Source organism: Shewanella sp. TC10, assembly GCF_009663145.1.
In the GTDB taxonomy this organism is placed as follows: Bacteria; Pseudomonadota; Gammaproteobacteria; order Enterobacterales; family Shewanellaceae; genus Shewanella.
In genome coordinates this window covers 30,007-44,501 of sequence record NZ_VKHR01000011.1, presented here as the reverse complement: position 1 = coordinate 44,501, position 14,495 = coordinate 30,007, and the positions used below count along the sequence as shown (strand labels likewise).

General features: G+C 40.0%; 12 protein-coding genes. 8 read left to right on the top strand and 4 right to left on the bottom strand.

Translation table 11 applies throughout. The features are described from left to right. Positions 1-7: 7 nt before the first annotated feature. From hisB to hisG, 4 genes are all read right to left on the bottom strand, one after another. Positions 8-1,075, bottom strand: coding sequence for a bifunctional histidinol-phosphatase/imidazoleglycerol-phosphate dehydratase HisB (hisB, locus tag FNZ24_RS05740; protein ID WP_153913506.1), 1,068 nt, complete (start codon positions 1,073-1,075; stop codon positions 8-10). 92 nt (positions 1,076-1,167) lie between these two features. Then, positions 1,168-2,283, bottom strand: a complete 1,116-nt coding sequence (hisC, locus tag FNZ24_RS05735; RefSeq protein ID WP_153913505.1) for a histidinol-phosphate transaminase — start codon at positions 2,281-2,283, stop codon at positions 1,168-1,170. Positions 2,284-2,365: 82 nt separating this feature from the next. Further along, entirely contained in the window at positions 2,366-3,658 is a 1,293-nt protein-coding gene (gene hisD, locus FNZ24_RS05730) for a histidinol dehydrogenase (RefSeq protein WP_153913551.1), read from the bottom strand. Between the two features lie 94 nt (positions 3,659-3,752). Further along, the gene (hisG, locus tag FNZ24_RS05725; protein WP_153913504.1) at positions 3,753-4,652 is read right to left on the bottom strand and encodes an ATP phosphoribosyltransferase; all 900 of its coding nucleotides are present in this window, start codon (positions 4,650-4,652) and stop codon (positions 3,753-3,755) included. 556 nt (positions 4,653-5,208) lie between these two features. Between hisG and FNZ24_RS05720 the strand changes: the two genes are divergently transcribed. The 8 genes from FNZ24_RS05720 (at position 5,209) to rnd (ending at position 14,438) form a co-directional block, all read left to right on the top strand. Beyond that, the gene (locus FNZ24_RS05720) at positions 5,209-7,134 is read left to right on the top strand and encodes an ATP-dependent DNA helicase (RefSeq protein ID WP_153913503.1); all 1,926 of its coding nucleotides are present in this window, start codon (positions 5,209-5,211) and stop codon (positions 7,132-7,134) included. 326 nt (positions 7,135-7,460) lie between these two features. Next, the gene (gene tsaB / locus FNZ24_RS05715; protein ID WP_153913502.1) at positions 7,461-8,168 is read left to right on the top strand and encodes a tRNA (adenosine(37)-N6)-threonylcarbamoyltransferase complex dimerization subunit type 1 TsaB; all 708 of its coding nucleotides are present in this window, start codon (positions 7,461-7,463) and stop codon (positions 8,166-8,168) included. A 63-nt stretch (positions 8,169-8,231) separates the two neighbouring features. Next, positions 8,232-8,693, top strand: a complete 462-nt coding sequence (locus FNZ24_RS05710) for a hypothetical protein (protein WP_153913501.1) — start codon at positions 8,232-8,234, stop codon at positions 8,691-8,693. Beyond that, complete coding sequence (locus FNZ24_RS05705) at positions 8,686-9,372, top strand: M50 family metallopeptidase (RefSeq protein ID WP_153913500.1); 687 nt, start codon at positions 8,686-8,688, stop codon at positions 9,370-9,372. Before FNZ24_RS05710 ends, FNZ24_RS05705 begins: the two co-directional genes overlap by 8 nt. Positions 9,373-9,443: 71 nt before the next feature. Then, positions 9,444-10,319, top strand: a complete 876-nt coding sequence (locus FNZ24_RS05700) for a class I SAM-dependent methyltransferase (RefSeq protein ID WP_153913499.1) — start codon at positions 9,444-9,446, stop codon at positions 10,317-10,319. Positions 10,320-10,385: 66 nt separating this feature from the next. Further along, complete coding sequence (locus FNZ24_RS05695) at positions 10,386-11,339, top strand: alpha/beta fold hydrolase (protein ID WP_153913498.1); 954 nt, start codon at positions 10,386-10,388, stop codon at positions 11,337-11,339. A gap of 233 nt (positions 11,340-11,572) precedes the next feature. Continuing rightward, the gene (gene fadD, locus FNZ24_RS05690) at positions 11,573-13,246 is read left to right on the top strand and encodes a long-chain-fatty-acid--CoA ligase FadD (protein WP_153913497.1); all 1,674 of its coding nucleotides are present in this window, start codon (positions 11,573-11,575) and stop codon (positions 13,244-13,246) included. 79 nt (positions 13,247-13,325) lie between these two features. Next, entirely contained in the window at positions 13,326-14,438 is a 1,113-nt protein-coding gene (rnd, locus tag FNZ24_RS05685; protein ID WP_153913496.1) for a ribonuclease D, read from the top strand. The last annotated feature ends 57 nt before the right edge of the window (positions 14,439-14,495 follow it).

Genomic DNA, 14,495 nt, shown 5'->3' with positions numbered 1-14,495 from the left:
TCAACCTTTAAAGAACGCCTTTACTTGAAGGCAAAATATCACCTTCGACTTTAACTGCTTGGCGTAATGTGCGGCCTAGCACTTTAAATAAGGCTTCAACTTTGTGGTGATCATTATCGCCATCCGTGCTGATGTGCAGAGTACATCTTAAGCCATCTGCAAATGAGCGGAAAAAGTGAGGCACCATTTCTGTGGCCATTTCACCGACCATTTCACGGTCAAATTGAGCATTGAATTTGATTAGCGGACGACCAGAAATATCCATTAAACATTCACCATTCGCTTCGTCCATTGGTAAACTAAAGCCAAAGCGTGCAATGCCTCGTTTGTCCCCTAATGCTTGGCGTAGTGCATCGCCTATAGCTAATGCAGTGTCCTCAACACTGTGGTGATCGTCGATTTCTAAATCGCCATCAACACTCACATCCATTTTAAAATTACCATGGGTTTGAATTTGATCTAGCATGTGGTCAAAAAAGCCAATGCCAGTATCAATCTTACCTTTGCTGGTATCATCTAGATTGATGTTGACTTTAATGTCAGTTTCTTTGGTGGTGCGGATCACTTCACTAATACGACCTTTGTTAAGGAGGGCGTCAGTAATAGCAAGCCAATTTAAACTTTGTGGCTGATATTGAAAACTAGCGATGCCCATGGCATTAGCAAGCTCAACGTCAGTGTGGCGATCGCCGATGACAGCTGAAGTGGTGAAGTCTACTTTACCTTGGGTAAGATAATCTTTCACAAGGCCAAGCTTAGGCTTACGGCAACTACAGTTTTCGTGATCAAAGTGCGGGCAAATCAATACATCATCAAATTTAACCCCTTGGCTTTCGAATATTTGCATCATCATATTATGAGGGGCGTCAAAGTCTGCTTGAGGAAATGAGTCAGTCCCTAAACCATCCTGATTCGATACCATCACTAGGCGGTAACCTGCATTTTGTAGCTTCAATAGTGAAGGTATGACTTGTGGCTCAAATACCAGCTTGTCTAATCTATCTAATTGCTTATCGATCGCAGGCTCTTCAACTAAGGTGCCGTCTCTGTCGATAAATAAAATCTTTTGTTTCATGGGACTTCCTTTAATTTCTTAATATTCTTTATTTTGTATATTCTTTATTTAGGATATTGGTTATCAAGTTCTATTTATATTTATTGATAACCTTATTTATTAGGACTAGATGCATTAGGCGTAGATGTTTTTGAGCTAAAAACCGCGATGAGTCGTTCTGTATCAGACTCGCTACTAAAGCTAAATCGAATACGGTTTTTTAAACGAGCATCTTTATATGCTCGAGCGACAATGCCTGCTTGCTGAATGGCTTGGCTAACTTGCTGAGTATCTTGAAACTCAGCAAGCACAAAATTACCGTTTGCTGGTAACACCTTAGCGCCAAATTGAGTTAATGCTTGGTTGAGGCGACTGCCTTGCTCTTTTAACTGCTCAACTTGTTGCTTCATCAGCAAAACACCTTGCTCAGATAAAGCTTTCTCAGCGACTTCAGATACAGGTAGTGGCACTGGATAAGGTGCTATAACGCGCATAATTAAATCGATAATATCGCTATTGGCCATTAAAAAACCACATCGTGCACCAGCTAAAGCGAATGCTTTTGATAACGTTCTCAGTACAACAAGATTAGGGTAAGTATCAATTAAGTCGGCCACCGAATAAGTTGAAGAGAATTCAATATAGGCTTCATCTATTACTACGATTGCATTAGGCATTGCGGCAATCGCTTGTTCAATGTCTTGCTTATCAATGATTGTGCCTGTTGGGTTATTTGGGTTACAAATAAACACTATTTTGGCATCAGCTGTTTGCGTAGCAAAGTCACGGGGTAATTGATATTGGTCAGTTAATGACAGGTTTATCACACCGACGTTAAAGGTTTGCGCACTAATGGCATACATACCGTAAGTCGGACCAAAACAAGCAATGCTATCTTTGCCAGGGGTGCAAAAAGCCCGTATAAGTAGCTCAATTCCTTCATCAGCGCCGCGAGTCGAAACGATTAATTCAGTTTTAACCCCTGAATAGTCACTATAAGCTTTAATTAAACTTTCTGGCTGACACTCAGGGTAACGATTAAGCTTTTCGACATCACTATTATTAAAAGGAGATTCATTGGCATTGATCCATACATCGCCACGGCCACCAATTCTTCTTGCACTTTCATAAGGCGTTAAGGCTAATAACTCAGGTCTTGCTAATTTCTGTGCAAGTGATTGCTTATTGCCATTTTCATTATCGTTGTAATTGTCACTGCTGATTGTCATTGTTTTACTACCTTAAGTCTTTGCCTTATATACCCATCTTGGACTTGCCGATGTCCATCATCGTTATGTCTTGTTAACAGCTTTAACTATTAAGCGTTTCTAATCTCACTGCTACGGCGTTTTTGTGGGCATCTAGTAACTCATTTTCCGCTAAAACCATCACTGTTTCTCCAAGGCTTTGTAGACCTTGTGCCGTTAGCTCTTGCACTGTGAACCTACGGCAAAAGTCCGCTAATGACAGGCTTGATACGCTGCGGCTATAACCGTAAGTGGGTAATACATGATTAGTGCCACTGGCATAGTCGCCAACAGATTCAGGTGTATAAGCACCTAAAAAGACACTGCCTGCCGCGCGAATATTGGCTAAAACGGCTCGTGGAGTGTCGGTTTGAATGATTAAATGTTCTGGGCCATATTGATTTGAAACTACAGCGGCTTCAGCCATATCTTTAACTAAAATAGTGCGGCTGCAACTTAAGGCTTGAGCTGCAATGTCTTGACGAGATAAAGCTGCAAGCTGTATTTCAAGTTCTGAGTTAACAGCATCTGCAATCGTTTCAGATTCCGTCACAAGCATAACTTGAGAGTCTGGTCCGTGTTCTGCTTGAGATAACAAATCTGCTGCGATAAATGCAGGGTTTGCTTGTTTATCTGCAATGACTAGCACTTCAGAAGGGCCTGCTGGCATATCAATAGCCACACTGCAGCGACCGTCTTGTGACACTAATCTTTTGGCTTCAGTTACAAAGCGGTTCCCTGGGCCAAAAATTTTATCGACGGATGGTACTGATTCAGTGCCAAAAGCGAGGGCTGCTATCGCCTGCGCGCCGCCGACTTGGTAAATCTCTGTGATACCACAAACTTGCGCCGCATAAACAATGGCATCATTGATTGGAGGCGGACTGACTAACACTCTTTGCTCGCAGCCAGCAATTTTTGCAGGAAGTGCCAGCATCATCACTGTTGAGATAAGCGGAGCACTACCCCCAGGAATGTATAAACCGACTTTTTCAATGGCTTCTGAGCGAAGTTCACAGCGGATCCCAGGCTTAGTTTCAACATCAATTGGATTGAACTTTTGTGCTTGGTGAAAAGTATCTATATTGCTGACAGCATTGGCAATTGCTTGCTTAACTGAGCTCGACACTCTTGCGCTCGCTTGCTCAATCTCAGCAGGCGAGAGCGCTAAAGACTCAAGATTTACACCATCAAAACGTTCACTAAACTTTTTGAGCGCAGAATCACCATCAGCTACGACAGTATTAATGATGTCGTGAACAGATTGCTCAACACTGTTATCACCAATCAAGGGCGAGCGTGATAAAGCTTTCTGCTGTGCTTCAGAACTTAATTCAGCCCAGTTCAGAATTTGCATTGATTGTTTGGTTGGTGTTGATGATTTAGTTTGCATTGGTGGCTCCGCTACTACTTTTATAATGCGCTGATGTTTTCAAATTGACTGGAATAAATTATCCAGCCATTTTCTCAATTGGCATAACCAGAATAGAGCTTGCACCTAATGCCGTTAACTCTTCCATAGTGTCCCAGAATAAATCTTCTGTGCTAACTGCGTGGATAGCGACGCGATCGGTATCATCATTAAGTGGTAATACTGTTGGGTTTTCCGCGCCTGGTAGTAAAGCAACAATTTGGTCTAATGTTTCTCTTGGAGCATGCAGTAGGATGTACTTGCTTTCGCGAGCTCTAACAACACCGTTCATGCGAGATAAGATTTTATCAATTAGCGCTTGTTTACCTGGCTCTTGCTCTTCAGCAGACTGAATAATACAAGCCATTGATTGATAAATAATGTCGGTTTCGTATAAGCCATTAGCTTCAAGCGTTGCACCGGTTGAAACTAAGTCACAAATACCATCTGAAAGACCAGCGCGCGGCGCTACTTCGACAGAGCCTTTAAGCATACAGTCGCTATAGTTAATGCCTTTTTCCTGCATGTAACGACGCAACAAGTTCGGGTAAGAAGTGGCAATACGTAAACCTTCAAGTGAACTTGCATCTTCGTAGCTGAACTCATTAGGAACAGCAAGTGATAAACGGCATGCACCAAAATCTAATTCACGTAATTTCACACAGTCAGCTGGCTTGCCTAATGTTTGACGTTCTATTTGTTCTTCTTCAAGAACATTCTCACCAATAATGCCTAAATCCACCACACCATCCATCACTAAGCCTGGAATGTCATCATCACGAACACGTAATAGATCAATAGGCATATTATCTGCGTGAACAATCAATCTTTGCTCATTAACGTTGAATTTAACGCCACAACTTTTTAGCAGTTTTTGTGACTCTTTTGAAAGTCGACCTGATTTTTGAATCGCAATACGTAGTCTGTTATTTTCGCTCATGATGTAACCCCTAATAAATTTAATATAAAAACAAATATTTAAAGCCTAAAACTAAAAAACCCCTGAAATGTTTTTCAGGGGTTTGTGTATTTTTTTACAACCGCCTGAAGGAAATAGTCCTCCGGCAGTGAGCATCCGAAGGCTACCGCAAATGGTGGTGATGATGATTTGTATCGATTCGGATGAACATAATAAATTCTCTATTAAATTAGCTTGTGTAATTTCATTACAAACAATCTAACCCCTTTTAAATTTGTTTGCAATACAGAATAAAGACTAATTGTAATTTTTTTCAAAATAAAAAATATAACTTATATCCGTATGATTTTTAGCGTTATTTTTACACTGCTTGTGTATACAAGTTGGTATAAAATACTTATCAATGGTCAGACTTTTTAAGGTTAGATTTAATCTGGTAATGGAGGCGAGAAATTTTCTTTCGTTGTTAAGCATATTAATTAAATAGATAATATGGTCTAACGAATGTTTTAGATGGGTTATTCCAAAAGAGTGATGACGAGAATTCAATTAATAGCGTTTTTTTTAAGAGTTCAATGTGAGCAGTAGATTACAAAAAGAAGTCGAGCTGGCTTTTTCTCCTCAGGGTGCTCTTGCAAGAAGTGTTCATCAATATCGGCCTAGACAAAGCCAGTTTGATATGGCGATGGCGGTGAGTGCTGCAATTGAAGAAAAACATAATGTGATACTTGAAGCGGGTACCGGTGTAGGTAAAACCTATGCTTACTTGATCCCAGCTTTACTAAGCGGAAAACAGGTGATCATCAGTACCGGTAGTAAAAACTTACAAGAACAATTATTTTTTAAAGATTTACCGTTATTACTAAAAATGTTTTCAGTCGCGCCTAAAACGGCCTTGTTAAAAGGGCGCAGTAATTACTTATGCCAACTCAGACTTGAAAAAAACCTTCTTCAAATTAGCCAAATGTCCCCTCAAGTAGTCGACGAGCTGATAAAGATAAATCAGTGGGCTAGCATGACAAAAGATGGTGATATCGGTAATTTAACCTCTGTTGCAGAAAACTCAGCCACCATAGCAACCGTAACCAGTACTAAAGAGAGCTGTACAGGGAAAAGATGCAGTCACTATGATGTCTGTTTTAGCCGCAAAGCAAAAATTAAAGCGCAAGATGCCAAAGTTGTGGTGGTGAATCATCATTTATTTTTCGCTGATCGTTTATTAAAAGATACCGGCTTTGCCGAGCTTCTGCCTGAAGCTGATGTCGTGGTATTTGACGAAGCGCATTTAGTACCTGACGTTTGCATTAATTACTTTGGTCAGCAAATTGCTACAAGAGAAATCGATCGATTACTGAATCAAATTATCGACATCTATCGAACTGAATTACGTGACAGTATCCAGTTAGAGCAGCTAAGTCAGCGTATTCTAGTTAAGTTGTCTCAATGGCAAAATGAATTGCTTGAAGCTGAAATTACTGATTGGCGCCAAGTTATTTCAAGTAAAGAATTAGCAACGCAATCTTGGGACTTATTAAAAGAACTGACTAGTATGGTCACTGTGACTTCTGAGCATGTGGGCAGAAGTGAGTCAATAGATGCGGTAGTGACACAGTTAGCTAATCTTGTTGGCAATTTACAAAGCTATTTTGAGTGTAATGATCAAAATGCAGCTTACAGCGTTGAACCCAATGGTCGTTTTACTATGCTGCGAATAGCTCCGATTAATATCGCTAAGCAATGCCAGCAGTTATTTGATAAACAAACTCAATGGGTTTTTACGTCCGCAACGTTGCAAGTTAATCGCCAGCTCAAGCATTTTGCTGACGAATTAGGTCTAAGCAAAGCGAAACAATTCATTCTAGATAGTCCGTTTGATTATCCTAACCAAGCTTTATTCTGCGTACCTAGACATTTAGCAAAGTCTGGTCAGTCAGCGGCCAATGTCAATCAGCTGGTTGATGTTTGTACTCAAGCAATAAATGCTGCTCAAGGTCGAACGTTTATATTATTTACCAGTCATCATATGTTGCAACAAGTTGCTATTGCGCTTCAGCGCAAGGTTAACTATCCGTTGCTGGTACAAGGGCAGGCGAGCAAACAAAGCTTATTAAATAAGTTTAGGCAACTGGGTAATGGTGTTTTGCTTGGTACTAGCAGTTTTTGGGAAGGTATTGATGTAAGAGGGCGACTATTAAGTTGTGTGATTATTGATAAACTGCCTTTTGTGTCACCTGACGATACCTTATACCGGGCTCGCGCCGCTAATGCTGAAAGAAGTGATAGAGATCCTTTTCAAACTATTTCATTGCCTCAAGCAGTTATCAGTTTAAAGCAAGGAGTAGGTCGACTGATCCGAGATGAGAAGGATCGCGGGGTATTAATTCTATGTGATAACCGCATTGTTAATCGTCCATATGGTGAAGCTTTTATTAACTCACTACCGCCTATGAGCCGAACTCGCGATTTAGATACTGCGTTGAGCTTTTTAAAAAGTATCCCATAAGTTATTATATTGGCCATTATTTAAAGTCTAGGGCCTGTTGAACTTTCAAGGTTGTTTTTGCAGCGAATTGTTGGCCATTTATACAAGGCAGAGACTTTGCGGTGTAGTTATTCTACATAAAAAGTCGATAACGCAGTAAAAATGTTCAACAAACGCTGCCCAAAGGGTTCGACTAAAAGCGTTTTACTCTTTGTTGGATGCATCTTTGTAAGTGAAAGGTGCTTAGATGACTAGGCATCAAGTCATCCGCCTCGATTAAAACGCTTTTACTTCGAACAAAATTTAACCAACAAAGTTCAACAGGCCCTAGGGTTAACAAGGCTTACATGACTCAAATTGATTCAGATTTAACCATACTTGCATTAGATACTTGTACAGAATCTTGTTCAGCGGCTTTGTCGCATCAGCAACAGGTTTTTAATCGCGCTGCCAATGCACCGCGAGAGCATAGCCAGCGTTTGCTGCCTATGGTCGACGAGGTTCTTAAAGAAGCGCAGATTAACATTGCCAATGTAAACTTAATTGCATACGGACGTGGACCTGGTAGTTTTACTGGAATTCGCATTTGTACCAGCATGACTCAAGGTTTGGCTCTAGGCCATGATATTCCCGTTATTGGCATATCGACTCTGGCTGCAATGGCGCAAATGGCGATAGATTCAATGAATGCAAAACAGGTTTTTGTAGCGATTGATGCCAGAATGAATGAAATTTACTGGGGACAATTTACTTCAGTTGATGGTATTGCCACATTAGTGGGTGATGAGCATGTTACCCACCCAGATAAAGTGGAACTGGCGTTAGATACCACCCAAGATATTATGTTGTGCGGTACCGGCTTTGATGCTTACCCAGATTTGTTAGCTGAAGTTGCTACAATTAAAATGACTGATATTAAACTCCCTGATGCTGCTGCTATGCTGAAGCTAGCTAAGGTTGGTTTTGAGCAAGGTTTATCTACCCCAGTTGATGATTTAGCACCTGTTTACCTTCGGGATACTGTGACTTGGAAAAAGCTTCCTGGCAGAGAATAATCTAGGTTATCATCACATTTTTAATCTGTGCACGTGAGTTAATTAACAAAAGGAGGACAATTTATGCAATCAGCTATGCACTCAACAATGCAATCATCTATGCAATCAAGAATGCAATCAAGAATGTATTCGGCCGTTCAGCCATTGTCTTCCTATAACCCTTTCTCAATCAGTAATGGTTCGGCGTCTCAGGCTATTAAGCCTAACGTATCAGCGCAAGTCGATGCTGTTAGTGATGTGTCAGCCATTAAAGCGCAATCAAAAACTAGCGCTACCGTTAATAGCCTCAATCAAAATGATAGCCAACTTGTTTCTGATAATGAGCAAGCAATCTATTATTTTGATGAGTCGGCGATTAAATCTGCTGTCGATGCAAAATTGCAATATGATCATCAAACCTCGAGCAACCCACAACAGCATCACTCTCAAGGTAGTGCAGGGGCAATAAAAGAGTATTTACTTAATCAGCATGCAACGCAGCGAGAGCAAATCCAACAAATGGTGGGTATCGATTTATATGCATGATCCTAAGCCGAAAAGCTTATCTGCTATCCCTTCTAAAGGGCTATTTTTTCTAGAACTTATTGTCGCATTCGTTATCACTAAACTGCCTTTTATCAGTATTCCCTTCAAATGGTTTGAAAGTTATTTTCATGAGATCTCTCATGGTATAGCTGCAATCATCAGTGGGGGCACAGTGGTTCAAATTCAATTATTCCCAAATGGTGCAGGTTTATGTTTCACTCAAGGTGGCTTTGCACCGTTAATTACTTTTAGTGGTTATTTTGGCGCAGCCCTATGGGGATATCTCATTTTCTTATTAGCCACATGGCGCTCAGGTATACGTTTTACTTTGGGTTTATTAGGCTTAACCGTGGTGGCATCTATAGTGTTTTGGGCGCGAGATATACTCACCATTGGTATTCTCATTTCTCTTGCTTTGTTTTTATTACTGCCGCTCAAATTTGACCATAGTGCATGGTTGAATAGTTTATTGCGTATGCTCGGTCTTATGATCGTGCTCAACGCCATGACAAGCCCAACGGTTTTATTTGGCCTATCTACTCAAGGTGATGCAGCTAAGCTTTCTCAGCTCACTTGGTTACCTTCTTGGCTTTGGGTCATTATGTGGTTAGTGTTTAGTTGTTTTATGTTATGGATGTGCTGGCGAAGAGTTGACGACAAAAAGCCAGAAACAGTTTAGAGTGATCAACTTAGCAATTTTTGCCGTATCAGTTGCTGATTTTAAAAGATAAATTCTTCAGGGAGAAGACAATGAAACGTACGTTATTATTAACCACTGCGCTGGGATTAAGCACACTAGGTTTAACCGCAGTCAGTAGTAGTGTCATTGCACATGATCTCGGTCATGCAAGCAGCGAGAAAGTTGAAGCAGTCAAAATTAACCCACAACTTGCAGCTGCCGTTGCCAGTGATTTTCGTAGTGAAAAAAACGCTGCTCGCGATAACTACCGTAATCCTGCTGAAACACTGGCTTTTTTAGGTATTCAGGCCGACGATACTGTCATTGAATTATGGCCAGGCGGTGGTTGGTATACAGAGATTTTAGCGCCTTATTTAGCAGAGAAAGGCCAATACATTGGCGGGATTTTTGAGACAAACCCGAAAGAAGATACTAAGCGTACACAATACTATGCTAAAGCAGGTAAGAAATTTGAAGCTTGGTTAAGTGAAAATAAAGAAGCGGTAGGTAATGCTTCAACAGTAACTTTCCAGCCACCTGCATCCGTTGATTTAGGAATTGAAAATAGTGCTGACTATGTACTGACTTTCCGTAACCTTCATAACTGGGCTGGTCAAAAACAATTAGAAAATGCGTTTGCATCGTCTTATAAAGTCCTTAAAGATGGCGGTGTTTTCGGTGTGGTTGAACACCGTGCAAATCCAGGTATGTCTTTTGAAAGCGGCTATATGGATCAAGCTGAAATGATTGCCTTAGCTGAAAAAGTGGGCTTCACTTTGGTTGCTGCATCTGAAATCAATGCCAATCCAAAAGACACTAAAGATTATGCGAAAGGCGTGTGGACTTTGCCTCCACGTTTAGCGCTTGAAGAACAAGACAAGCAAAAGTATCTAGATATCGGTGAAAGTGATCGTATGACACTTAAATTTGTCAAAAAAGCTAAATAATCTATTAGCTTAAGTAATCGTTTAACTAAAGTATGAATCTCAATTTAGTAAGATAAGAAGTCTGAAATGAATGAGTCAATTGTAAAATCGCTGCAGTATGAGGATGTCGATTTTCAATTGGCTCATATTCGTTTAGCAGCTAAACGCTACGGTAATACAGACAAACCTATATTATTAGCACTTCACGGCTGGTTAGATAACGCCGATAGTTTTATTCCTCTTGCACAGTCTATTGAACAACTGGGATTACTTAATGAGTTTCAGCTTATAGCGATTGATTGGCCAGGGCATGGTTTGTCTCAACATAGACCTGGTCACTATCCACTGCACTGGATAGACTATCTGTATGATTTAGACGAATTGATGACTGAGCTAACTAAAACTCAACCTGTGAGTATTATTGGCCATTCATTAGGCGGTATTGTCGCAGCGGCATATAACGCCGCATTTCCACATAAAGTGACTCAGTTAGTGCTTATTGAAGCACTATCACCATTATTTGAGTCAGCAAGCCACTCTAAAGAACGATTAGCGCGCAGTTTTAAGCAGCATCATCGTTTTAATCAAACAAATCACAAAAAACTATCTGATGCACCTCAGTTTGAAACGGGATCGGCAAGCGAACTTAAACCTGATACGAGCCGAGAATTCACCCTTGAAAGAGCGGTTAATGCTCGCCATCAGCTGACCGGAATGGATAAGCATTGGTGTGAGTTAATTATTCAGCGCAATCTTGAAATTAAAAATCAGCAATATTGTTGGAAAAGTGATCCTCGTTTAAAACTGGATTCACCTTATAGACTAACCTTTGAACAGGTTGATGTTTTAATGAGCGTCAGTGACACCCCTTGTTTATTAATATTAGCCGAACAGGGCTTTAAACAGTTAAAATTAGCTTTACCCCAAGCAAAACTATGGTTTAACGATTTAATCGATGTGCAAATAGAGGGTGATCACCATTTACACATGGGAAGCGCAGACCAAGTTGCTAACATGATTAGAACATTTATTCTAAATTAAGCCTTTTGTAGATTAAAATCACTAGGATTTTTTTTTCATTTATGTGATTATGGTTCGAATTTAAACGGTCGTATGATTTTGTATGATTGAAAATAATAATTAACAATAACGTTTTTACTGTAGCTAGTAATAACAATAAAAATTTACGCTAGCTTTATATGCAGTGTTCTTTGACACATTGATTATTGAAGTCGTTGCTTCATGGTGAGTGTCAGGATAAATAGGAGAAAATTGTGGACCAGCCTTGGATAAATAACTTACCAGAACACGTACCGGCAGAAATTGATACTAACCAATTTACTTCTCTAGTCGATATGTTTGAATCTGCAGTATCAAAATATGCTGACCAACCTGCGTTTATTAATATGGGGGCGACATTAACTTATCGTAAGTTAGAAGAAAGAAGTCGTGCATTTGCAGCCTATTTACAAAATGAATTGAAGCTTGAAAAAGGTGACCGTGTTGCCTTAATGATGCCAAACCTATTGCAATACCCAATTGCTTTGTTTGGTGTGTTACGAGCCGGTATGGTTGTGGTTAACGTAAACCCACTTTATACCCCTAGAGAATTGAAACATCAATTAGTCGACTCAGGTGCTAAAGCCATTGTGGTCGTTTCTAATTTTGCTCGTACTTTAGAAGAAGTTGTTGCTGAAACGCCAGTTGAATCAGTGATCATTACAGGTCTTGGTGATCAGTTAAGTGCACCGAAGCGGACTTTAGTAAACTTCATCGTTAAGTATATTAAAAAGATGGTGCCTAAATACGATTTACCCCATGCACTTTCTTTCAGACAGTCACTGACAAAAGGCCGTCGACTGCAGTACATCAAGCCAGAAATCACCTCTGAAGATTTATCATTTTTGCAATACACAGGTGGTACTACAGGTGTGTCAAAAGGTGCAATGCTGACACATGGTAATGTGTTAAGTAACGTTTTACAGGCAAATGGCGCCTATTCTCCAGCGCTTAAAGACGGCTCAGAGTTTGTCGTGACGGCACTACCGCTTTACCATATTTTTGCGCTAACAGTTAACTGCTTATTGTTTCTTCATAAGGGCAGTAAAAACTTATTAATTACCAATCCTCGTGATTTACCTGCCTTTGTGGGTGAACTTAAAAAGTATCCATTTACAGCATTAACTGGGGTTAACACTTTGTTCAATGCATTAGTGAATGATGAAGATTTTAAGAGTTTAGATTTTAGTCGCCTAAAACTATCTATCGGTGGTGGTATGGCTGTTCAAAAGGCCGTAGCAGATAAGTGGCAAACTATTACCGAGACGCGTTTACTTGAAGGTTATGGATTAACCGAAGCATCACCTTTGGTAACGTGTTGTCCATATAATCTTGATGGTTACAATGGTTCTATTGGTTTTCCTGCTCCTTCGACAGACATACAAATCCGTGACGATGAAGGTAATGTTTTAGCACAAGGTGAAACTGGCGAGCTATTCGCTAAAGGTCCTCAAGTGATGAAAGGTTACTGGCAACGCCCTGAAGAAACCGCCAAGGTGATAGATAAAGATGGTTGGTTAGCCACGGGTGACATTGGTTATATGGATGAAAAAGGCTTTTTCTTCATTGTTGACCGTAAAAAAGACATGATCTTAGTCTCTGGTTTTAATGTTTTCCCGAATGAAGTAGAAGATGTGGTTGCACTGCACCCTAAGGTTATTGAAGTAGCTGCAGTAGGTGTACCTAACGATGCTAGTGGTGAGTTAGTTAAAATATTTGTTGTTGCTAAAGATAACGGATTAACTGAAGGCGATATTATTAAGCATTGCCGTCATCATTTAACAGGATATAAGGTACCAAAGCTGGTAGAATTCAGAGATGAGTTACCAAAATCCAATGTAGGTAAGATTTTACGACGAGAACTTCGAGACGAAGTTAAATCAGCGTAAAGTAGAGCCGGCAATAGCCGGCTTTTTATTGCATGTCATTCCCCCTTACATTGGCGCAAAGTCAAAACTGGAGAGAATTTTGTTATCGTTTGAATACATTAGCGACCAAGCAAGTCTTGAGCAATTAGTCGCCCAATACCAGCAAAGTAATTTACTGGTATTAGATACTGAGTTTGTTAGAACAAGAACTTACTATGCTAAATTAGGTTTAATTCAAGCTTATGATGGTAAAACGCTGGCCTTAATTGATCCTGTTGCATTACCAGACTTGAGTAGTTTTTGGCAGCTGCTATCTGATCCTAAGATTACCAAGTTAGTGCATTCTTGTAGTGAAGATTTAGAAGTTTTTGCCCGTTACGGAAATTGCCAACCAACTCCTCTTTTTGACAGCCAAATTGCCGCAAGTTTATGCGGATTGGGTCACGGTGTTGGCTATGCAAAATTAGTCCAGATGTTCTTAGATATCGAAATTGATAAAGGTGAATCTCGCACTGATTGGATGAAAAGGCCATTAACTGACGCCCAGCTTCAATATGCTGCCAACGATGTTTATTACCTTTATAAACTTTACCCAGAGTTGTTAGCTAAAGTGACAGAAGCTAACCGAATGGAATGGTTACTTGAAGAAGGTGTGCGAATGACAGAAGGGCGTCTAACACCGCCTAATGAAGAGCTTGCTTATCTTAAAGTAAAGAATGCTTTTCAGCTGTTTCCTAAGCAACTTGCCTATTTAAAAGTATTAGCAACATGGCGTTTGCAAAAGGCGCTTAAAAAAGATTCGGCACTGGGTTTTATCATTAAAGACCATGCGATGATTGCTTTAGCCAAGAAACAGCCCAAAACCGTTACTGAGTTAAATCAGCTAAATGATTTAACTGATCATGAGAAACGTTTTCATGGCAAAGAATTGATTAAGGTATTACAAACAGCTGATTTAGAGAATCTACCTGAAGCTGTTGATGTTATTGCACTTAAGAATGGCTATAAAGCATCATTTAAAGAAGTGAAAGTCATTTTGGCGGCCATAGCAGAAGAAAAAGACGTCGCAATTGAGTTCATTGGATCAAAAAGATTGATACATGAATTTTTATTATGGCTGCACCATAAAAAGCAAACTCAAACGCCGTTATTATTGACTGGCTGGCGAGGTAGTTTGGTTGCTGATTCGCTTGATGCAATCAAATTCGGTTAATCAATCGATGATAATGCTTCAAATCAATTAAAAAAAGCCTAGATATCGCTATCTAGG